We start from the raw sequence: 19641 nt of genomic DNA, 5'->3' as shown, positions 1-19641 counted from the left end.
CGCCGCAATGTTCGTATCGAAGCTCGGCCGGATTCTATTGACCAGCACCTTCGTGCTCGTCGCTGCGCCGACTCTGGCCGCGGAAGCCTCTCCCCTCGACGACACGGCGCTGGGCCAGGTCACCGCGCAGGGCATCGGCGATCTCGCCATGCTTGCGTGGCTACCCGAGCGGGGCGATCGGTTCGCTTTGCTGCCAGCCGCGGGGATCGGTGCGGATTCCGCGCCGGCAGACGATCTCTTCTCAGGCGTCCTGCGATCGAACCAAAGCGCCGTGTCGCTCCCGCGCCCTAACGAAGGCAGCGCCGCGTCGCGCATCCTGCAAACCGCCACCATCGATCTGCCCGCCTCGCAGGGCGCGGTGGGCGTGATCATGCAATCGACCAGCTACCAATTCGGCGGCCAGAGCGCGACCAACCTCGCTGTCGCCGCCACGCTCAACGGTGCGGGGAATTTCGGCTCCATCCGGCCTTAGGTCCGTTCTCGACAGGAACGCCTTGCTGCATCTGCGAAGACTCCCATTGCGCCCCAGAACGGTGTAGTATCCGCCTGGGAGGAGCACGGAGGATGTATGACCTACACCATCCTGTTCCTGGAGCACGAGCGAGTCATGGCCAGCACATCCTGGGATACCGGGTTGGAGGCGGCCAAGAAATATGCCTGCGAGAATCTCGAGAAGCGGGCGGTCGAGCTGGTCGAGGTCTGGGACGAGAGCGACGCGCTCGTCTTTCGCCACCCCAGCCAGCCGCTGAGCTGATCGGTCCGGCTAAAGCCGCGCTTGCCTCCGAGGCCCTTTGCCTTAGCATCGCGTCCGCAAGCTGAGGGAGAAGATCGCCATGGCCAATTCGGGGCCGCTCGAAGACCGTCTGCTCATCCGCGAGCTCTACGGCTTGTACGGCGATGCGAGCTGCCGCGGCGATCGCGAGCAATGGGTCGCCTGCTTCACCGAGGACGGCCAGTGGAACTCGCACATCTTCCAATGTACGGGCGCGGCCGAGCTGCGCACCGAATGGGACAAGCTCTGGGCCGACTGGGACGAGGTCGCCTTCTGGGGTGAGATCGGCTGGATCCGGGTCTCGGGCGACCGCGCTATCGCCCGGTCCTATGCACGCGAGATCGTCAAGCTGTCCGCCGGCGGGCTGTTCAAGCTGTTCGGCCGCTATGACGATGAACTGGTGCGGCAAGACGGGCAGTGGCTGTTCAGCCAGCGCAATTATGCGCCGATGATCCTGGAAGCGCCCGAGTAGAGAGAGTCTTTTCCAGCTGGCGCTGGAAGCGGCACCGGCCCGCTCCGCACCCGGCCACGCAGAGCATACAATCTCGTTGGGCGACCAGGTGGGGAGCGGGCCGGTGCCGCTGCGTTCATCTCTGCTGAACAAAGAAAAGAGCCCGGTGGTCATGGCTTGCCACCGAGCTCGAGTGCCGGGAAGGGACCGGCATATGTCCATCTGATCGCCTGCCTCCAACGTGAGCGCGGGAACTAATCGCGCTTGGGTGAAGGAGAAGAAGAGCCCGGCGTCATGGCTTCGTCGCCGGGCTCTCTTTGCGCCTGGAAGGGACAGGCGGCAGTCGATCAATCGGTTATGTTAATCGCTATCAAGGATTGGATATTCGGTATTCAGTCGGTCACGCTTAGCGCAGCAGCGACAGGACGTTCTGCTGGCTCTGGTTGGCCTGCGAGAGCATCGCGGTCGAAGCCTGGCTGACGATCTGAGCCTTGGCGAGCGCGGTGGTTTCGGCCGAATAGTCGGCGTCCTCGATCCGCGAACGGGCGTCCGACAGGTTGGTGACGTTGTTGGTCAGGTTGTTGACCGCCGATTCCAGGCGGCTCTGGCTGGCACCGAGCGAAGCGCGGGTCGTGTTGATCGCGGTCAGCGCGGCGTCGACGTTGTCGATCGTCGAGCCCGAAGCCGAAGTGCTGCTGACGTCGAGACCGGTGCCCAGCTTAGTGCTGTCCACGGCCTTGATCTTGAGGTCAATCGTCGTGCCCGAGTCCGAACCGGCCTGGATCGTGACGGTCACGTCGCTGGCCGAGGTGCCCTGGGCAGTGATGTTGACGCCGTTGAACTTGGTGTTGTTCAGGATGTCGTCGATCTGCGAGCTCAGCTCGGTGACTTCCGCCTGCAGGTTGTCGCGGTCGGTCTGCTGATAGGTGCCCGACTTGGACTGCACGGCCAGTTCGCGGACGCGCTGCAGCATGTTGGTGACTTCGTTAAGAGCGCCGTCGGCCGTCTGAGCCAGAGCGATGCCGTCGTTGGCGTTACGAACCGCCTGGTTCATGCCGCGGATCTGCGAGGTCATCGTGGTCGCGATGGCGAGGCCGGCGGCGTCGTCCTTCGCGCTGTTGATGCGCTTGCCGGTCGAAAGGCGTTCCATCGCCGTGCCAAGCAGCTTGCTCGCGGCGGTCGAGGCATTCGCAGCCTTCATCGCGCCGATATTCGTGTTGATAACCGCCATGTTACACTCCCGTATGTAGCCCGAAAGGGGGGTGCCGATCGAGTGAGTTCGACGCGGCTGCCAGGAGCTAGAGCGGCAAACGAAAGCGGAAATTAAGTGCCGGTTCGTTTGCCGGTGCGGCAAAAAGTTGCAGGCCGGTCTTCTCTTACGTGAGTGAGAGGCCGTTGCCGCCCCCGGCAAGCGATTGCCGAAAAAACGGCAATCTAGGGGTTTATACGTAGCCTTAAATTACCGATGTTTTTGCCGTCCCCGCGCAAAACACGGTTTGCAAGCATGGTTAATGCGGGGGCAAGCATGAACGGAATGGAATTCAACGACGTGGTGGCGCGGCAGCACGCGCCCCTGGTTCAGCGGGCAGCGGCAATTGCCGCCGCGCAAGCGCTGGGCACCGCGACGCAGCTGCGCGATGCAGGCGACCGTTCGCCGCACGCCGGCGGCGCGCACGTCGTGACGCTCGAACAGAGCGCCGCTCCCGAGATCATCCGTGAAGGCGCCCAGCGTTTCCGCCTGCGTTATGACGAAGCCGGCAGCGAGACCGCTCTCGCCGCTCTGCTCGCCTGCAGCGCCAAGCCGGGCATGCCGATCGCCGCCGACACCGAAAGCCTTTCGGTGCTCGCCCTGGCCGATCGCCTGGCCGCCAGCGACATCCCCGTGCTGATCAACGGTCCCACCGGCACCGGCAAGGAAGTGCTCAGCCGCTTCATCCACAACCGCAGCCCCCGCGCGGACAAGCCTTTCGTCGCGGTCAACTGCGCGGCCATGCCCGAAGCCATGCTCGAAGCCCTGCTGTTCGGTCACCAGAAGGGCGCCTTCACCGGCGCGACCAGCTCGAGCGAGGGTTTCTTCCGCGCTGCCGACGGCGGCACTTTGCTGCTCGACGAAATTGCCGAGATGCCGCTGGCGCTCCAGGCCAAGCTGCTGCGCGCGTTGCAGGAGAGCGAAGTCGTGCCGATCGGCTCGACCCTGCCGATCAAGATCGACGTCCGCGTCATCGCCTGCGCCAACCGCGATCTTCCGACCGAAGTGGCCGAGGGCCGGTTCCGCGCCGACCTGTTCTACCGCCTCAACGTCTTCCCCATTTCGCTGAAGCCGCTGCGCGACCGTCCCGACGACATCGCCCCGCTCGCTTTCGCGCTGGCGCTGCGTCACACGATGCCGGGCAAGCAGATGCCCTTTATCTCGGAAGGGGCGCTGTCGCTGCTCAAGGTCCACTCCTGGCCCGGCAACGTCCGCGAGCTGGAGAACGTGGTCCGCCGCGCACTGCTGCTGGCCGACGGCAAGCCCTGCGTCAGCCCCGAGCACATCGTGTTCGACGGCACCGCCCGCCTCGTGCCCGCCGAGATGGCGCCGAGCATCGCGGCCCTGGCTCCGGCCGAGCCCGTCGTTCCCGGCAAGCGCCTGTCGAACATTGTCCAGCTTTCCGAAGCGCGCGCCATCATGGCGACGCTCGAGGCTTGCGGCGGCAGCCGCGTCCAGGCCGCCCGTCAGCTCGGCATTTCCGAGCGCACGCTTCGCTACCGTCTCGCTTCCTTCCGGGAAGCCGGTCTCGCCGTTGCAGGAGGTCGTAGATGAACCCCGTAAGCGGAGCCGGCAATGCCGCCGGCGTTCAACAGATCATCGCCATGCGCCAGCAGATCATCGACAAGTCGTCGCTGCTGCAGTCGCTGCACGGTCCGCAGGGCGCCACGGCCCCGGCCGAAAGCAACGGTCCAGCCGGCGGCTTCCAGAACGCGCTGAAGTCGGCGCTGGATAGCGTGTCCGACAAGCAGAACAAGGCCGAAGCCCTGTCCGACGGCTACGAGCGCGGCGAAGTCACCGATGTCGCCAAGGTCATGCTCGCCCGCCAGGAAGCCGGCGTCGCCTTCGAGGCTACCTTGCAGACGCGCAACCGACTGCTCTCGGCCTACCAGGAAATCATGAGGATGGGGGTCTAATAGATGAGTGATCTCGTCCCAGCCACGCCGGGCATGAACGCCAACCTCTCCGGAGGCTCGGTCCTGTCGCCGCTTACCGATCCGACGGGCGGCAACGCCATGTCGCGGCTTCGTGCGTTCGGCGGCCAGTCCGCCGTCAAGCGCATGCTCCCCTGGTTCCTCGGCGTCGCGGCGATCGGCGCCGTTGCGCTGACCTATTCGACCCTGGCCCCGGCGCCGCAGCGCACTCTATATACAGAGCTCAACGACAGCGAGCGCGCCGGCGTGGTCGACGCGCTCGACAAGGCGAACATCGGCTACAAGATCAACAACGACACCGGCGCGCTGACCGTCAACGAGGACGACCTCTACAAAGCGCGCATGCTCGTCGCGCAGAACGGCTCGCTGGCGACGCCGCAGAGCGGCGACGACATGCTCGACAAGCTGCCGATGGGCGCCAGCCGCGAACTCGAAGGCGAGCGCCTGCGCTCTGCGCGACAGCGCGACCTCGAACTGACGATCAAGGAGATCAACGGCGTCGAAGCCGTCCGCGTCCATCTCGCCGAAGCCGAACGCTCGGTCTTCGTGCGCGACAACCTGCCGCCGACCGCATCGGTCATGCTGCGCCTCGCGCGCGGCAGGCAGTTGTCGGACAGCCAGGTGACCGCGATCGTCAACCTCGTCGCTGGCTCGATCCCCGGCCTGACGCCCGACGCGGTGCGCGTGGTCGACCAGCAGGGCCACCTGCTTTCCGACAAATCCAGCCGCGGCGGCGACAACGACCGGCTCGACCTGCAGGCGCGCATGGAAGAAAAGCTGCGCGGCCAGGTCGCGCAGTTGCTCGGGCCGATGCTCGGCCAGGGCAATTTCAGCACCGAGATCCAGGTCGAGCTCGACATGGACCAGGTGACCTCGGCCCGCGAAAGCTACGACAAGCAGGGTGCGGTACGCAGCGAGACGCAACAGCAGTCGCAGACCCCGGCCGGCCAGGGTGCCGCCGCCGGCGTCCCCGGTGTGCTGTCGAACACCCCGCCGCCGCCGACCACGGCCCAGCCCGGGCCGCCGACCGGCACGCCCACGCCTGCGGCTTCTGGCGCACCCCCGGTCACCGGCGAGTCCAGCTCGACGCGCAATTTCGAGCTCGGCCGCGAAGTCGCGGTCGCCAATACGATGCCCGGCAAGCTCAAGCGCATCTCGGTCGCCGTCGCGCTCAGCGCCAAGGCGATGAAGAACGGCAAAGCCGCCGACGTCGACCAGATCAAGCAGCTGGTCAGCGCCGCGGTCGGCGCCGATACGGCGCGCGGCGACCAGGTCGCGGTGATCACCCGTAGCTTCGAGCCGATTACCGATGCCGCTGCGCCGCCGTTCTACGAAGCCCCGTGGTTCGCCACGGTGGTGCGCAACGCCGTCGCCCTGATCGCGGTGCTGCTGGTGCTGCTGCTCGGCGTCCGGCCGCTGATCAAGGCGCTGAAGCGCGAACCGACCCCTGCCCTGCCCGCACCCGACGGCGCCGCCGCCGGCGAGGGCGAGCTGATCGCGGCCTCGCCGCTTGCCGTAGAAGAAATGATGGATCCCGAGACCGGGGTGGTCGATGCCGAACTGCTGAGCCAGCAGGTCGGGCTCGCCCAGCGCATCGTCGCCGAGAAGCCTGAGAGCGCGGTCGTCGCGCTGCGCCAGATGCTCAACCAGCCCCCTGCGGAGGCAGCACAGTGAACGCCGAACCGATCCCCTATGACGACGCCGACCGCGCCGCCGTGATGGTGATGCTGCTCGAGGACGACCAGGCCGCGAACATCCTGTCGCAGCTCGAGCCGCACGAACTGCGCCTGCTCGGCGAGAAGATGTGCGCGCTGGGCGAGATCCAGCCGGAGGTCATCGCGCATGCGATCGCCAACTTCGTCGAGCGCACCGAGAAGATGGGCATGATCGTCCATGACCGGATCGGCCACGTCCGCTCGCTGATGACGCGCGCCGTGGGCGACATCAAGGCCGAGAACCTGATGCAGCGCATCCAGCCAGATCCGCCCAAGGCGGCGACGCTGGAACTCGCGCGCTGGCTCAACCCGCAGGCGATCGTGCCGCTGGTCAAGGGCGAGCATCCGCAGGCGATCGCCGTGCTGCTGGTCCAGCTCGATCCCGAAGTGGCGGCCGAAGTGCTGCACTCGCTGCCGAACGAGGTCCAGCCCGAGGTGGTGCACCGCATCGCCACGCTGGGCCCGGTCTCGCCCGAGGCGATCCAGATGCTCGAAGAGCTGATGCACCGCAAGATCGGCGAACGCCACGGCCAGGCTGCGCTGTCGATCGGCGGCGCCAAGGAAGCCGCGGACATCATCAACAACGCCGGCAAGGCGATGGAAAAGCGGGTGATGACCGAGATCACCAAGCTCGACAAGCAGCTCGCCAAGGACATCGAGAACGAGATGTTCAAGTTCGAGCACCTGTTCGTCCTGCCGCCGCAGGCGATGGGCTCGCTGCTGCGCGAGGTCGACAACGACTCCCTGATCGATGCGCTCAAGGGCATCGCCGAAAACGAGCGCGACGTGTTCTTCGCCGCCATGTCGAGCCGTGCGGCCGACGGCGTCAAGGACGAGATCGCGGCGCGCGGCCGGACCAAGCTGGCCGACGTGGTCGCCGCGCAGAAGGCGATCGTCGCCGTGGCGCGCCGTCTCTCGAACGAGGGCGTGATCGTGTTCGGCGTCGGCGGTGGCGGCGACGACGAGTATGTCTGAGCAAGAGTTCACCGGTCCGGGCGGCCGTCTCCCCTTCGAAGCGCTTTCGGCGGCGGGTGGCACTTTCCGCAGCGACGCCCGCTTCTCGTCGGCCGGTGCCGCTGCGCCGATGGATGCCCCGCGCATGCCCGAACCCGAACCCGAGGACCCCCTCGCGATGGCCTTCGCCGAAGGCTACGCCACCGGCGCCGCCGAGGCCCAGGCCCAGGCCGACGAACGCACGCTGGCCGATGCCGCCGCGCGCGAAGGGCTGACACTTTCTTTCGCCAAGCTCGACCGGGATCTCGAGGAAGAATTGCGCCAGCGGCTGCGCGACACCGTCGCCGCGCTGTGCGAAGCTGCGATCGCGCCTCTGGCGCTCGATCAGGACGCGCTACTGCGGCGGGTCGAACGCGCCGTATCTCTGCTCGCCCGTGCCGACGACGAGCGGGTCGTCCGGCTCCACCCCGACGACATCGTGCTGCTTTCGGAACGGTTCGCCGCCGACTGGCAAGTCGTGCCCGACCCCCTGCTCGAACGAGGAGCGCTTCGCGTCGAGTCTGCGAATGGCGGGATCGAGGACGGCCCCGACCTCTGGCGGCGTGAAATCGCGGAAGCGCTGCGCCAGTGCTGAACCTGATCGAGCCGGTCCTGCGTGACCTTGCGGCGACGCCGATCAGCCTGGCGCCGCGGCGCTATGGTCTGGTCGCGGCCTGCGACGGCGGCCTGCTCGAAGTCAGCGGCCTCTCGGTGCCGGTGGGCGCGCTCTGCCGCGTGCTCCAGGGCTCGACCGAAACGCTGTCGGCGGAAGTCATCGGCTTCCGCAACGGCCGCACCCTGATGATGCTGCTCGGGGATTCCGTGCTGCTGCGCCCCGGCGCGCGCGTCCGGCCCGAGGGCCGGCCCGGCATGCTCTCGGTCGGCGACGAATTCCTCGGCCGCGCGGTCGATGGCGAAGGCCATCCGATCGACGGTGGTCCGCCGATCCACGCGCGCACCGAGTGGCCTTCGGGCGGGATCCGCACCGGCGCGCTCGATCGCAGCCCGGTCCGTGAAAGCTTCGACACCGGCATCCGCGCGCTGAATGCGATGACGACTTTCGGCGTTGGCCAGCGCATCGGCATCATGGCCGGTTCGGGCGTCGGCAAGTCGGTCCTGCTCGACATGATCGCGACCGGTGCCGAAGCCGAGATCGTCATCGTCGGCCTGATCGGCGAGCGCGCGCGCGAGGTCTCGGACTTCGTCGAAAAGCACATGAACCAGCACAAGCGCGACCGCACGGTGGTGGTCGCGGTGCCGGCCGATCACGCGCCCAACCTGCGCTTGCGCGGCGCGATGCTCGCCACCTCGATGGCCGAGCATTTCCGCGCGCAGGGCAAGCGCGTGCTTCTTATCCTGGACAGCCTCACCCGCGTAGCCCACGCGGCGCGCGAGATCGGCCTCGTTCTGGGCGAACCCGGCGCGGCGCGCGGCTATCCGCCTTCGGCGCTCGCGACGATCACCAAGCTGGTCGAGCGCGCCGGCAATTCGGCGGCGAGCGGCGGCTCGATCACCGGGCTCTACACGGTGCTCGCCGACGGCGACAACCAGGACGACCCCGTCGTCGATACCGCGCGCTCAATCCTCGACGGTCATATCGTGCTGTCGCGCGATCTCGCGCAGCGCGGCCAGTATCCGGCGATCGACATCGCCGCTTCGCTCAGCCGCGTGATGAACGACATCGTCGCTCCGGAGCACGAGCACTTGGCCCGCCAGTTCCGCGCGCTCGTCGCCAACTATGAGGCCAACCGCGATCTCGTGCTGATGGGCGCCTACCGCGCCGGGGCCGATCCGCAACTCGACCGCGCCATCGCCATGCACGAACAACTGGTCGCCTTCCTCTGCCAGGCGCGCGGCGACGTGATCCGGCTCGATGACTGCGTGATCCAGCTCGCCGAGCTACTGCAGCAATGAAAGCCGAGCGCGATCGCCTGAAGCGGCTCAACCGGCTCGAACGCGTCCGCGACATCGCCAAGCAGACCGCAGCCGCCGAAGCCGCGCAGGCCGAAGGCACGCTCGCGCAGCTCGAGGCCCTGGCCGAGCGCACGCGCCGGATGGCCGAGGAATATGCTGCGCGCATCGGCGCGCAGGACGGCGCGTCGCTGCGCCAGGTCAACAGCTTCGCGCGCGGGCTCGAAGGCATCTCGGCCAACACCTCGAACGATGCCGCCAACGCGCGCCGCATCGCCGACTTCAAGATGCAGGCGCTGAGCCAGGCCGAGCGCCGCCGCGCCGTGGTCGAGGAGCGTGCCGAGCGGCAGGCCCGAGTCATCGCCAAGGGCAGCGAAACGCCCGTTCTCGGCGCCCGACGGAAGTCTGGCACGGATCTTGATTAATATGCTCGGCAACGAGTGCGAGGGATTGCCGGTAATGATCAAGTCAGCAGCAGCATCGGTTACCGGCAGCGCCGTCCTCGGTATGGGGGCGCAGAGCGCTCCGGCCGACGATGCCCCGGTTTCCACCGATTTTGCCGCGCTGCTCGACAACCGGGTGGCCGCCCGCCCGGAACGTGCCTCGGACCCGGCACCGAAGTCCGATAGCGCCAAGACCAGTCAGACCCGGCAAGCCGTCGGCAATGCTGCCGGCAAGAAGCTGCCGCCGGCCCGGCCCGACACTGCCGCCAAGCCCGCCGAGGCTGCGGCCGACAAGACAAAGACCACCGAGACTTCGAGCGACGACACCGAGACAACCGACGAAGCAACCAACGCGCTGCCCGCGATCGCCACACCGATCGTGCTTCCCGGCCTCGTCGTGCCGGTTTCCGTGACGCTGCCTCAGGCGCCCGAGCCTGCGGCCACCGCCGCTGCTTCCACGCCGGCCAGCGCACCTGCGCCGGCCGCGATCAAGCAGTCCACCACCGAGAGCCTCGCCCAGGCCGCCGCCGCTCAAGCGATCCGCCCGACCCTGCCCGGTGCTAAGGCCGACAAGGCCGATGCTTCGGCCCAGCAGGCGCCCGCCGCCACGACGAAGGCCGTAGTCGATCCCGCCCTCGTCAAGACAGCGGCAGCCGACCTTCCTGCCATGCCAACCAAGGCAGACGCCGTCGTCGCCGTTCCGACGACAAACGCCCAGCCTGCTCCGACTGTGGTCGTTCCTGCCAGCTTGCCGACGCGCGCCGAAGCGATCGGCCTGACCATCACGCCTGCCGAGAAACCCGCCAACGACCAGACACTCGCAGCGCCGACAACGACGCCGGCCGCCACGCCCGCCATGACGCTGGTCCCCGGCACGCCCGCACAGGCCGACCAGGTCCGCGTGACCGTCGCGCCGGCCGAGCAGCCCGCACCCGCTGCGACTTCGACCGCCGCGCAACTCGCCTCGGCCCAGGTTGCCAGCGCTGCGATCGGCCAGAGCGCCCCTCGCGCAGCGCCGGCATCCGCCGCGAAGGCTCCGCAGCCGGCCACCGAACAGGCCGCAACCACTCAGCCCGCAACGGTCACCCCCGCTCAGGCCAACGCCGCCGCGCCGCGCCGCGAGGCCGCAACCGATGCGCCAGCCTCGCCGGCCAAGACCGCTGCCGCCGCACCCGAGACGCCCGCCGCTCCGGCGCAGGCCGCCCCGGCGATGCCGGCCCAGCCCATGTTCGCCATGCAAGACGGCCAGTCGTTCTCGCAGGCAACCGCACCCGTCACTTCGGCTCCGGCAACCAACGCCGTCGGCCAGACCGGACACGACTTCGCCACGCTGGTCGACCGTCTGGTCGAGGCCCGCGATGCGGCCTCGCCCAATTCGGTCCACGCCGCGATCACCCACAGCGAGTTCGGCCAGGTCTCGCTGCGTTTCGATCAGGACGCCAACGGGCTTTCGGTCTCTATGAGCAGCGCTGATCCCGGCTTCGCCCGAGCGGTCCAGGCCTCGTCGGCACAGTCGCAGATGTCGGGCGACAACGGCAACGACAGGAACAACGACAAGGGCACGCCGCGACAGGACACGTCTGGCCCGCAGCAGCAGACTGCCGGCTCGGCTTCTGGCCAGTCGCAGTCACAGACGCAGTCCTCGGCGCGGGACGACCGCGGCTCGCAGGCCCAGAATACCCGAACCGGCCGGACTTCCGGCCAGCCCACCCCAGACGGAGACCCCGCGGATACCCGTGGCGGCATCTACGCCTAATTCACCAATCCACCCTAGAGACAGCGCTAGAGGATAGACGATGAGCAGCGACAAACCCGAAAAGGAAGCCAAGCCCAAGAAGGGCGGCGGCGTGATGATGAAGGCCATCATGGGCCTCGTCCTCCTCGGTGCCGGCGGCGGCGGCGTCTTCGGCCTGATGGCCGCGGGCGTCATCGGCGGCGGCCATGAGGAGAAGAAGGAAGACAACAAGCCCAAGCTGATCAAGAAGGGTGAGGTCGATCCATACGCTCCAAAGGCCGAAGGCGGCAAGGAAGGCGAAGGCGGCGCACCGGAGGTCGAGGGAGAAGGCGGCAGCGAATACCGCACTGCCTATTACAGCTTCACCGACGAGTTCACTTCGAACCTCAAGCAGTCGAACGCGCTGGTCCAGGTCGCGCTGGCCTGCTCGACCCGCCGCGACGGCCGCGTGCTGATGTGGATCAAGAAGCACGAGCTGGCGATCCGTTCGGGCCTGCTCGAGGTCCTGGCCGATACGCCCGAGGAGGACGTCACCACCCTCGAGGGCAAGGAACGCCTGCAGAAGCGGATGACCGCCGCGATCAATAAGGTGCTGACCCAGACCGAAGGTTTCGGCGGGGTCGACGCCGTCTACTTCAAGTCCTTCATCATTCAGTGATCGGCAGCCAATGAAGCCAGAGCGCGCCTTTGTTGCCGAGCGTCAGCTGGCACAACATTGTCCGGAGTTGCTGCAGTCGAAAGACGCGGCCCCCGTCCAGCTCATGCCCGCGCTGTCGCGGCTAGGGGACGGTGCGGCGCGCACGCTGTCGAATGCTTTGGCCCAGCTGACCGCCGGCGAACCGCCGCTGGTGCGCAGCAAAGCGCCGCGTGAGTGCACGATGGCCGAGCTGTCGCGTGACATCGCGCCGCTGGCCGCGAACAGCCTGCTTACCGCCGGCGCGCCGGACATGCCCGTGCTCGCCTCGCTCGACGCCGAAGCCGTGCTGCGCATGGTCGATCGCGCCTTCGGCGGCCGCGGCGAAGCGCCCTCGCCGCTGCCGAGCGCTTTCCCGCTTTCCGCCGAGCTCATGGTCTCGCGGCTTGAAGGCGTCGTCGTCACCGCGCTGGGCCAGGCCCTCGGCATGACGGTCTCGCCGCTGCGCCGCGACGGCTGCATCGTCCAACTCGCGCCTTTCGCCGACGACGAGCAGGTCGGTGTTATCACGCTCGAGGTCGACGATCCGGGCCGCTCGCCGTGGAAGGTCACCGTGGCCTTTCCGCAGTCGGTCATGATCAAGCTGCTCGGCGACGGCGAGCCCAAAGCTCCCAAGCCCGCGCGCTCCGGCCGGATCGACCCCATGGGCGAAACCTTCGGCCCGGTGCCGCTGACGATCTCCGCCGTGCTCGTCGACATGCGGATAGGATTTGCCGAATTGTCCAAGCTGCAACCCGGCCAAATTTTGCCGGTTGCCGTCGCAAGGAGCGTTCCGCTCAAGGTTGGCGACAAGACAATCGCACATGGCACGATTGGTGCATTGGATGATCGCGTGGCTGTTCAGATCACCCAGGCCTTCTAGATCTGGGCTCTGAACGGTCGGTGCAAGAAGGGATTTTGCAGATGACCATTCACCCCCGCGGGTTCGAATTCCTCAAGGATGTCGACGTACGCCTCTCGGTCGAGCTCGGCCGCGTCGACATGAAGCTCAAGGACGTGCTCTCGCTCGGCGAGGAAAGCGTCGTGATCCTCGATCGGCTGACCGACGAACTGCTCGACGTCATGGTCAACGGCAAGCCGATCGCCAAGGGCGAGATCGTCGCCCAGGGCAACCGCTTCGGCCTGCGCATCGTCGAACTGGCCGGCAACAGTGTTGCGGGCGACGAGGCCGCCTGATGTTCTGGTACATCCTCAAGCTTCTCGTCCTGCTGCCGCTGATCGGCGTCCTCGCCTGGGGATGCCTGAAACTGGCGAAGAAAATGCAGGACCGCGCCACTGCAGGCGGCGGCTCCCGTTCGGTACGCATCGTCGAGACGACCATGCTCTCGCCGACGCTCAAGCTCGCCGTCGTCGAATTCCATGGCCGCGAGATCCTGGTTTCGGTCTCGCGCAGCGGGCTGACCCGCCTGGCCGAAGCGCCGGCCCGCGCGGCCGTGCAGATTGCGGGAGACCCCGCGTGATCCGGAAATTTCTTGCTGCCGCATCGCTGTTCCTGCTGACCGCGCCCATCGCGGCTTTCGCGCAGGCGGCGCCGGGCGCTGCTCCCATTCCCGGCGCTCCGCCGGCTGCGACCGCGATCCCGGGCGCGCTCGACCGCGCCTTCAGCTCGATGAACGGTGGCGCGCCCACGGGCATGACCATGTCGTTGCAGTTGCTCCTGATCATGGGGCTGCTGACGATCCTGCCCAGCCTGATCCTGATGATGACCAGCTTCACCCGGATACTGGTGGTGCTGTCGATCCTGCGTCAGGCGATCGGCCTGCAACAGTCGCCGCCGAACCAGGTACTGGTAGGGCTGTCGCTGTTCCTGTCGCTATTCGTCATGGCGCCGACGCTGGAGAAGGTGAACGCCAACGCCATCGCCCCCCTACTCGGCAGGCACGATCAACGCCGAGCAGGCGATCCAGGCCGGCGGCACTGCGTTCCATGAATTCATGATCCGGCAAACGCGCGAGCACGATCTCGCCATGTTCGCCGAGATCGCCAAGGCGCCGAAGTTCGCCCGGTCCGAGGACGTTCCGTTCTCGATCCTGATGCCGGCCTTCGTCACCAGCGAGCTCAAGACCGCTTTCCAGATCGGCTTCATGCTGTTCCTGCCCTTCCTGGTGATCGACCTCGTCGTCTCCTCGGTCCTCATGTCGCTGGGCATGATGATGATGAGCCCGGCGATCGTCTCGATGCCGTTCAAGCTGCTGCTTTTCGTCCTGGTCGACGGGTGGGCGCTCTTGATGGGCTCGCTCGCCTCAAGCTTCGGATAGGGCCATGGACGAAAGCCAGGCCTTCCTCGCGCTCGCCGACCGGATGCTCTGGGTCGCGGCGCTCGCCTCCGCCCCGGTGCTCATCACCACGCTGGTGGTCGGCGTCGTCGTCGGCATCATTCAGGCGGCGACCTCGGTCAACGAGCAGACGCTCACCTTCGTCCCCAAGCTGGCGGTCACGGCCTTCGTGCTGGTCGTCTTCGGCGCATCGATGATGGCGCTGATCGGCGACTTCACCAAGGACATCTTCGCCCAGATCGCGCAGGTCACCCGGTGATGAACCTCAGCTTCGGTTTCGGCCCCGTCGAAGCCGAATTCTGGCGCTGGATCTTCGTCATGACGCGCATCGGCGCGGCGCTGCTGGCTGCCCCGTTCTTCGGCGCGGCCGGCGTGCCGCCGCAGGTGCGGGTGATCGTCACCGGCGCCATAGCGATCCTGGTCTGCGCCTGGACCCCGGTCGTGGCGCCGCCCGCCCTGCTCTCCGCGAGCGGCCTGCTGATGGTCGCAGGCGAGGTCCTCGTCGGCCTGACGCTCGGCTTCGTGCTGCAGCTCTCCTTCGCCGCGCCGGTCATTGCCGCCGAAATCATCGGCGGCGGGATGGGCCTGGCCATGGCCGCTACGATCGATCCCAACAGCGGTACCCATTCGCCGGCGCTGGGCCAGTATTTCTCCGTGATCCTGACGATGATCTTCCTCGCGCTGGGCGGTCATCTCCAGTTCCTCTCGCTGGTCGTCGACAGCTATCAGGTGTTCCCGCCCGGCCACACCTGGCTCGGCCCCGACCGGTTCCTGCAGATCGCAGGCTTCGCCACGACCATGTTCACCACCGCGGTCGCCATCGCGCTGCCGGTCACGCTGATCCTGCTGGTGGTCCAGGTGGTGAGCGGCGTGCTCAGCCGCTCGGCCCCCGCGCTGAACCTCTTCGCACTCGCCCTGCCCGCGGGCGTGCTCGCCGGCATCGCCGCGCTGGTCGCGTCGCTGCCGCTGATCACCGACCGCATGACCGACCTTTCGGCCAACGCGATCGCCGAGACCCGTAGCATGCTGGTTCCGCCGAGCATGGTGCCGCAGACCGAGGTCCCCCGATGAGCGAGGAGACCGCCGGCGAAAAGACATTTGCACCAAGTGCAAAGCGCAAATCGGACGCGGCCAAGAGCGGCGACGTCCTTCGTTCCAAGGAACTTGCGACCGCCTTCGCCATCCTGATCGGCGCGACCTGGCTCAAATTTGCAGGGCCATGGGTACTCGATTCCATGGGCGAAGCGGTCCGCGCCGGCTTCACCTGGGATCACGCCACGCTCGACCATTTCGACGCAGGCCCGCTGCTGGTCTCGGTGCTGTGGGTGGCCCTGCCGCCGATATTGCTGCTCGGCTGCCTCATCATAGCGGGCTCGCTTATCTCGCAGATGGGCTTCGGTTCGGGCCGCTGGGTCGCCGGCAACATGCTGCCCAAGGCCTCGCGGCTCAATCCGGCCTCGGGCCTCAAGCGGATGTTCGGGGCGACCGGCTGGATCGAACTCGGCAAGGGCATCGCCAAGGTCGTTGTGATGGGCACGATCGCCTGGTTCTGGGCGAACGGCCATATCAAGGGCCTGCTCCTGATGGGCCGCGGCAGCCTGCACGGCCAGCTCACCTATGGTTGGGACGCGATCATCTCGTTGATGTTCTGGCTTTCCGGCGGGCTGATGCTCATCGCCATGGTGGATTTCCCGGTCCAGTTCATCCGCCGCATGATGCGCCTCAAGATGAGCCATCAGGATATGCGCGACGAAGCCAAGGAACAGGAAGGCGCGCCTGAGAAGAAGCAGGCGATCCGCCAGCGCCAGCGCGAGCTTGCCATGGCGGGCGTCGCCCAGGCGATGCGCAAGGCGCAGTTCGTGGTGACCAACCCGACGCACTTCTCGGTCGCGCTGTCCTACGATCCGGAACAGGCTGCGGCTCCGGTCGTGCTCGCCAAGGGCCGCGGCGAAAAGGCGCTCGCCATGCGCGAGCTCGCTGCCGAGCTCGACCTGCCGGTGCTCGAATATCCGGCACTGGCGCGTTCGCTCTACTATACCACGCGCGAGCGGCAGGTGATCCGCGAGGAGCTCTACGTCGCGGTCGCCAGCGTGCTTGCTTTCGTCTTCTCGCTGAAACGCGGCGAGCGGCTTTCCCGCCCGCAAATCGAGGTTCCGGTGCTGATGCGCTTCGACGCCGACGGCCGCCTCGATCCCAAGGCAACAACCTGATGTCCAGACAGGCTCTGGCACTTAACGGGAGCGGCTTTTCGCCGTTTTAGACCATATGGTTACGACGACGTCCTCGACTTCCACCAGTGCCACGCAAACGGTCGCACAGACCGCCACCGCGCAGCTGCTGACCTCGCTCGGCGCGGGCAGCGGTATCGACATGAACGCGCTGGCGACCAACCTCGCCGCCGCGCAGTTCGCAGCGAAGACCGATCAGCTTTCAACGAAGTCCGACAAGCTCGACAAGCAGATCTCGGCGGCATCGACGCTGAAGAGCGCGATCTCCAATCTGTCGACCTCGCTCGGTGATCGTGTGCGCGCTGGCGACCTGTCTTCGCAGCCGCTGATCGGCAACGCAGCGGTCGCCAAGGTCTCGGCGTCGGATGCAGGGCTGCTCAAGGGCAGCTATTCGGTGGAAGTCACCACGCTCGCCACGGCACAGACCCTCGTCAGTCCGGACAGCGCAGGCTTTACCGCCGCGACCGATGTGGTCGGCGCGGGTTCTCTGAAGCTACGCTTCGGCACGACCGGGGCCGGCAGCTTTACCGACGACCCGAACCATGCGCCGGTCGACATCACGATCCCTGCCGGCTCGACGCTGGCCGACGTCGCCGCGGCGATCAACGCCAAGAATGCCGGCGTCACCGCCTACGTTTCGAACACCACCGGCGGCGCGAAACTGGTGCTCAAGGGCAGCGAAGGCGCGGCCAATTCCTTTGCGCTCGACGCCACCGGCGATCCCGGCGTCACCAAGCTCGCATTCGACCCGGTCAGTCCCGGCACCGGTCGCCTGCTGACAACCGCCGGCAACGCCAACCTCAAGATTGACGGTTTGCCGATCACTTCGGCCAGCAACACGCTGACCGACGCCATTCCCGGCGTCGTCATGTCGCTGACCGGGACCAACAGCGGCGCGCCGACGCAGGTGACCTTCAACGATCCGTCCCCGGCCATCAGCTCGGCCATGACCGATCTGGTATCCGCGATCAACGAGATCGCGTCGCAGATCAACACCATGACCGACGCCCAGACCGGCGACCTGGCTCGCGACAGCGGCGCGCTTGCGCTCAAGCGAACCTTCCAGCAGCTGACCAGCACGATCATCATGCCCAACGCGGCCGCCGGCGAGCCACAGACGCTGTCCGATCTCGGCGTGTCGATCCAGCGTGACGGCACCTTCACGCTCGACAATGCCCGGCTGGCAAAGACGCTGGCGGCCAATCCCCAAGCCACGGCGGCAATGTTCGGCAACGGCCTGAACGGCGTTTTTGCGACGATCAGCAAGATCTCGACCAACATGGCCTCGACCAGCACCGACACCAAGAGCTACGGCGCCACATTGGCCAACTCGATCGCCTCGCTGACCAAGCAGAAGACTGCGCTGACCGACGCCCAGACCAAGCTCGTCGATCAGCAGGAAACCGTGCGCCAGCAAATGATCGCGCGCTTCGCGGCCACCGACAGCTCCGTTGGCGCTTCCAAGTCGACCCTGAGCTTCCTGAAGAACCAGATCGCAGCCTGGAACGGCAGCAGCAACTCCTAAAAGGCTGAACCATGCTCGCGATCCGTTCTCCGAACGAAGCTTACCGCCGCATCGACTTCGACGCGCGGGTCGAAGGTGCCGACCCCCGGCACCTCGTCGGCCTGTGTTACGAACAGCTGATCTCTTCGCTCGGCAGCGCGATCTTCGCGCAGGAGCGCGGCGACAACAGCCTCAAGAGCCAGGCGCTGACGCGCGGCCTTTCCGCGATCACCGCGCTGCAGCTCGGCGTCAGCGGCGAGAACGACACCGCCAAGGCGCTGCGCCATCTCTACGAAGCTGCGCGCCGGGCAATCCTCGACAGCGCGATCGAATTCGATGGCACAATCCTGGGCACGATCCGCAACGATTTCATCGAGATCTCGCGCGCGATGAACATATCCGCGCAGTAGGACGAACCCTCCAGAACGGCTGCAAAAATATACAGCGCCCCACCGCAATCCTTGCTAGCATCGGGGTAATGAGGGGCGCACGGCATATCATCCTGGTGGATGGCGATCTGAAGCGCCGCGCCGCCATCTCCCATTTCCTCGGCGGCCACGGCATCCACGTCGAACCCTTCGAAACGGTCGTCGAACTGAGCGGCCACCAGCCGCGCCAGGGGCTGATCATGGTCAACGACCTCGACGGGACAATCCCGGCGCTGACCGCGCAACTCGTGCAATCGGGCAGCTGGCTGCCGATCGTGGCCTTCAGCGAAAACCCGGCGCCGAGGCGGATCGTCGATGCCATCCTCGGCGGCGCAATCGACTACCTCGCCTGGCCCTTCGACGCTGCCGAACTGACCGAAACGCTCGAATATGCCGAAGAGCGCGCCCAGAACGTCGGCAATGCCAAGCTGCGCGAAGCCATGGCACGCAATCGGATCGAACGCCTTACCCCGCGCGAGCGCGATGTCCTGGTCGGCATCGCAGCGGGCCATTCGAACCGGACCATCGCCGACAACCTGGCGATCAGCCCGCGCACGGTAGAGATCCACCGCGCCAACATGCTGCACAAGATCGGTGCGACGCACACCTCGGAAGCGATCCGCATCGCCATCGAGGCCTCGCTGGCGGGCGAGCCCCAGCCGCTCGATTAGCCGAGCGGCGCAGCGACTTGCGTCACAGTCAGGGAAGGCCTTACCTAGTCCACGTGGATGCCGTGACGACCCTTCCCCGCAAGCGCGATGCCGCGGCGACCCGCGCGCGGATTCTCGAAGCGGCGCAGCGCGCCTTTTCCGAAACCGGCTATTCGCACACCGGCATCCGCGAGATCGCGGCCCTGGCGGGAACGAGTTCGACGATGCTGCTTCGCTATTTCGGCTCGAAGGCAGGCCTGTTCGAAGCGGCACTCGCCGCGGCCATGCCGGTGGCCACGGCGCTGTCGCACCCGCGCGAGGCACTCGGCAAGGGGCTGGCTGAGGCACTGCTCGATCCCGCCAACGCCATCCGCCCGCCACTGATGATCGCCATGGCCTCCGGCGATCCCGAAGCGGCCGCCATCTCCGCGCGGGTGTTCGAGGCGCAGAGCGTGGCCCCGCTCGCCGCCTGGCTCGGCGGTCCCGACGGCCGCGCGAGATCGCTCGAAATCGCCATGCTGGCGACGGGGCTGGTCAGCTATCTGCGGCAACTGCCCCTTCCCGCCGCCAGCGAGGCCGAGCGCCGGCACATCGCCGACTGGTTCGCCAAGTCGGTGCAGGCGATCGTCGATCAGACGCCGCAACAATAACCGGAGGG

At 67.0% G+C, this 19641-nt stretch carries 23 protein-coding genes and 1 pseudogene; 23 read left to right on the top strand and 1 reads right to left on the bottom strand.

Features of this window, described 5'->3' with window-relative positions:
- The first annotated feature begins 7 nt into the window (after positions 1-7).
- The 3 genes from KRR38_RS24190 to KRR38_RS24180 all read left to right on the top strand — a co-directional run bounded on the left by KRR38_RS24190 (position 8) and on the right by KRR38_RS24180 (position 1244).
- On the top strand, positions 8-472 hold the full coding sequence (locus KRR38_RS24190) for a hypothetical protein (protein ID WP_217406012.1): 465 nt from the start codon (positions 8-10) through the stop codon (positions 470-472).
- Positions 473-568: 96 nt separating this feature from the next.
- Positions 569-754: a hypothetical protein gene (locus KRR38_RS24185; RefSeq protein WP_217406011.1), complete on the top strand. Its 186-nt coding sequence runs from the start codon at positions 569-571 to the stop codon at positions 752-754.
- Positions 755-833: 79 nt separating this feature from the next.
- Complete coding sequence (locus tag KRR38_RS24180; protein WP_217406010.1) at positions 834-1244, top strand: nuclear transport factor 2 family protein; 411 nt, start codon at positions 834-836, stop codon at positions 1242-1244.
- A 385-nt stretch (positions 1245-1629) separates the two neighbouring features.
- Here the strand turns inward: KRR38_RS24180 and KRR38_RS24175 are convergent, their stop codons facing one another.
- Positions 1630-2454, bottom strand: coding sequence for a flagellin (locus KRR38_RS24175; RefSeq protein WP_217406009.1), 825 nt, complete (start codon positions 2452-2454; stop codon positions 1630-1632).
- A gap of 294 nt (positions 2455-2748) precedes the next feature.
- On the opposite strand from KRR38_RS24175, the gene KRR38_RS24170 reads away from it, so the two are divergent.
- From KRR38_RS24170 to KRR38_RS24075, 20 genes and pseudogenes are all read left to right on the top strand, one after another.
- Entirely contained in the window at positions 2749-4026 is a 1278-nt protein-coding gene (locus KRR38_RS24170; RefSeq protein ID WP_217406008.1) for a sigma-54-dependent Fis family transcriptional regulator, read from the top strand.
- Positions 4023-4388 (top strand): flagellar hook-basal body complex protein FliE, encoded by a 366-nt coding sequence (fliE, locus tag KRR38_RS24165; protein ID WP_217406007.1) that lies wholly within the window; start codon positions 4023-4025, stop codon positions 4386-4388. The genes KRR38_RS24170 and fliE overlap by 4 nt, the downstream gene beginning before the upstream one ends.
- Positions 4389-4391: 3 nt before the next feature.
- Positions 4392-6080: a flagellar basal-body MS-ring/collar protein FliF gene (fliF, locus tag KRR38_RS24160; RefSeq protein WP_217406006.1), complete on the top strand. Its 1689-nt coding sequence runs from the start codon at positions 4392-4394 to the stop codon at positions 6078-6080.
- Complete coding sequence (gene fliG / locus KRR38_RS24155; RefSeq protein WP_309141129.1) at positions 6077-7096, top strand: flagellar motor switch protein FliG; 1020 nt, start codon at positions 6077-6079, stop codon at positions 7094-7096. The genes fliF and fliG overlap by 4 nt, the downstream gene beginning before the upstream one ends.
- Positions 7089-7709 (top strand): FliH/SctL family protein, encoded by a 621-nt coding sequence (locus KRR38_RS24150; protein WP_217406005.1) that lies wholly within the window; start codon positions 7089-7091, stop codon positions 7707-7709. Before fliG ends, KRR38_RS24150 begins: the two co-directional genes overlap by 8 nt.
- Positions 7703-9028 (top strand): FliI/YscN family ATPase, encoded by a 1326-nt coding sequence (locus KRR38_RS24145; RefSeq protein WP_217406004.1) that lies wholly within the window; start codon positions 7703-7705, stop codon positions 9026-9028. The genes KRR38_RS24150 and KRR38_RS24145 overlap by 7 nt, the downstream gene beginning before the upstream one ends.
- Positions 9025-9450, top strand: a complete 426-nt coding sequence (locus KRR38_RS24140) for a hypothetical protein (protein ID WP_217406003.1) — start codon at positions 9025-9027, stop codon at positions 9448-9450. Before KRR38_RS24145 ends, KRR38_RS24140 begins: the two co-directional genes overlap by 4 nt.
- A gap of 34 nt (positions 9451-9484) precedes the next feature.
- On the top strand, positions 9485-11224 hold the full coding sequence (locus KRR38_RS24135) for a hypothetical protein (RefSeq protein ID WP_217406002.1): 1740 nt from the start codon (positions 9485-9487) through the stop codon (positions 11222-11224).
- Between the two features lie 40 nt (positions 11225-11264).
- A complete protein-coding gene (locus tag KRR38_RS24130) occupies positions 11265-11861 on the top strand; it encodes a flagellar basal body-associated FliL family protein (RefSeq protein WP_217406001.1) in 597 nt (198 codons plus the stop codon).
- Between the two features lie 10 nt (positions 11862-11871).
- Entirely contained in the window at positions 11872-12759 is an 888-nt protein-coding gene (locus KRR38_RS24125) for a FliM/FliN family flagellar motor switch protein (RefSeq protein WP_217406000.1), read from the top strand.
- 41 nt (positions 12760-12800) lie between these two features.
- Complete coding sequence (gene fliN, locus KRR38_RS24120; protein WP_217405999.1) at positions 12801-13073, top strand: flagellar motor switch protein FliN; 273 nt, start codon at positions 12801-12803, stop codon at positions 13071-13073.
- A complete protein-coding gene (locus KRR38_RS24115) occupies positions 13073-13357 on the top strand; it encodes a flagellar biosynthetic protein FliO (protein WP_217405998.1) in 285 nt (94 codons plus the stop codon). Before fliN ends, KRR38_RS24115 begins: the two co-directional genes overlap by 1 nt.
- 26 nt (positions 13358-13383) lie before the next feature.
- Positions 13384-14155 (top strand): annotated as a pseudogene (fliP, locus tag KRR38_RS24110) (flagellar type III secretion system pore protein FliP).
- 4 nt (positions 14156-14159) lie between these two features.
- Positions 14160-14432 carry a flagellar biosynthetic protein FliQ gene (locus KRR38_RS24105; protein WP_217405997.1) on the top strand — a complete coding sequence of 91 codons (273 nt, stop codon included), beginning with the start codon at positions 14160-14162 and terminating at the stop codon, positions 14430-14432.
- Entirely contained in the window at positions 14432-15244 is an 813-nt protein-coding gene (gene fliR / locus KRR38_RS24100; protein ID WP_217405996.1) for a flagellar biosynthetic protein FliR, read from the top strand. Before KRR38_RS24105 ends, fliR begins: the two co-directional genes overlap by 1 nt.
- A complete protein-coding gene (locus KRR38_RS24095; protein WP_217405995.1) occupies positions 15241-16383 on the top strand; it encodes a flagellar biosynthesis protein FlhB in 1143 nt (380 codons plus the stop codon). Before fliR ends, KRR38_RS24095 begins: the two co-directional genes overlap by 4 nt.
- 55 nt (positions 16384-16438) lie before the next feature.
- Positions 16439-17926, top strand: a complete 1488-nt coding sequence (fliD, locus tag KRR38_RS24090; RefSeq protein ID WP_217405994.1) for a flagellar filament capping protein FliD — start codon at positions 16439-16441, stop codon at positions 17924-17926.
- A gap of 11 nt (positions 17927-17937) precedes the next feature.
- On the top strand, positions 17938-18315 hold the full coding sequence (fliS, locus tag KRR38_RS24085; protein WP_217405993.1) for a flagellar export chaperone FliS: 378 nt from the start codon (positions 17938-17940) through the stop codon (positions 18313-18315).
- Between the two features lie 68 nt (positions 18316-18383).
- Positions 18384-19004, top strand: coding sequence for a response regulator transcription factor (locus KRR38_RS24080; protein WP_217405992.1), 621 nt, complete (start codon positions 18384-18386; stop codon positions 19002-19004).
- Between the two features lie 62 nt (positions 19005-19066).
- On the top strand, positions 19067-19633 hold the full coding sequence (locus KRR38_RS24075) for a TetR/AcrR family transcriptional regulator (RefSeq protein WP_217405991.1): 567 nt from the start codon (positions 19067-19069) through the stop codon (positions 19631-19633).
- The last annotated feature ends 8 nt before the right edge of the window (positions 19634-19641 follow it).

Origin of the sequence: Novosphingobium sp. G106 (genome assembly GCF_019075875.1) — a bacterium.
GTDB lineage: Bacteria > Pseudomonadota > Alphaproteobacteria > Sphingomonadales > Sphingomonadaceae > Novosphingobium.
The sequence above is the reverse complement of the archived record's forward strand: the minus strand, read 5'-3'. Positions and strand labels throughout refer to the sequence as shown.

Coding starts and splice junctions, on each gene's coding strand:
- KRR38_RS24190 (WP_217406012.1), top strand. CDS start 8: ATGTTCGTATCGAAGCTCGGCCGGATTCTATTGACCAGCACCTTCGTG.
- KRR38_RS24185 (WP_217406011.1), top strand. CDS start 569: ATGACCTACACCATCCTGTTCCTGGAGCACGAGCGAGTCATGGCCAGC.
- KRR38_RS24180 (WP_217406010.1), top strand. CDS start 834: ATGGCCAATTCGGGGCCGCTCGAAGACCGTCTGCTCATCCGCGAGCTC.
- KRR38_RS24175 (WP_217406009.1), bottom strand. CDS start 2,454: ATGGCGGTTATCAACACGAATATCGGCGCGATGAAGGCTGCGAATGCC.
- KRR38_RS24170 (WP_217406008.1), top strand. CDS start 2,749: ATGAACGGAATGGAATTCAACGACGTGGTGGCGCGGCAGCACGCGCCC.
- fliE (WP_217406007.1), top strand. CDS start 4,023: ATGAACCCCGTAAGCGGAGCCGGCAATGCCGCCGGCGTTCAACAGATC.
- fliF (WP_217406006.1), top strand. CDS start 4,392: ATGAGTGATCTCGTCCCAGCCACGCCGGGCATGAACGCCAACCTCTCC.
- KRR38_RS24150 (WP_217406005.1), top strand. CDS start 7,089: ATGTCTGAGCAAGAGTTCACCGGTCCGGGCGGCCGTCTCCCCTTCGAA.
- KRR38_RS24140 (WP_217406003.1), top strand. CDS start 9,025: ATGAAAGCCGAGCGCGATCGCCTGAAGCGGCTCAACCGGCTCGAACGC.
- KRR38_RS24135 (WP_217406002.1), top strand. CDS start 9,485: ATGATCAAGTCAGCAGCAGCATCGGTTACCGGCAGCGCCGTCCTCGGT.
- KRR38_RS24130 (WP_217406001.1), top strand. CDS start 11,265: ATGAGCAGCGACAAACCCGAAAAGGAAGCCAAGCCCAAGAAGGGCGGC.
- KRR38_RS24125 (WP_217406000.1), top strand. CDS start 11,872: ATGAAGCCAGAGCGCGCCTTTGTTGCCGAGCGTCAGCTGGCACAACAT.
- fliN (WP_217405999.1), top strand. CDS start 12,801: ATGACCATTCACCCCCGCGGGTTCGAATTCCTCAAGGATGTCGACGTA.
- KRR38_RS24115 (WP_217405998.1), top strand. CDS start 13,073: ATGTTCTGGTACATCCTCAAGCTTCTCGTCCTGCTGCCGCTGATCGGC.
- KRR38_RS24105 (WP_217405997.1), top strand. CDS start 14,160: ATGGACGAAAGCCAGGCCTTCCTCGCGCTCGCCGACCGGATGCTCTGG.
- fliR (WP_217405996.1), top strand. CDS start 14,432: ATGAACCTCAGCTTCGGTTTCGGCCCCGTCGAAGCCGAATTCTGGCGC.
- KRR38_RS24095 (WP_217405995.1), top strand. CDS start 15,241: ATGAGCGAGGAGACCGCCGGCGAAAAGACATTTGCACCAAGTGCAAAG.
- fliD (WP_217405994.1), top strand. CDS start 16,439: ATGGTTACGACGACGTCCTCGACTTCCACCAGTGCCACGCAAACGGTC.
- fliS (WP_217405993.1), top strand. CDS start 17,938: ATGCTCGCGATCCGTTCTCCGAACGAAGCTTACCGCCGCATCGACTTC.
- KRR38_RS24080 (WP_217405992.1), top strand. CDS start 18,384: ATGAGGGGCGCACGGCATATCATCCTGGTGGATGGCGATCTGAAGCGC.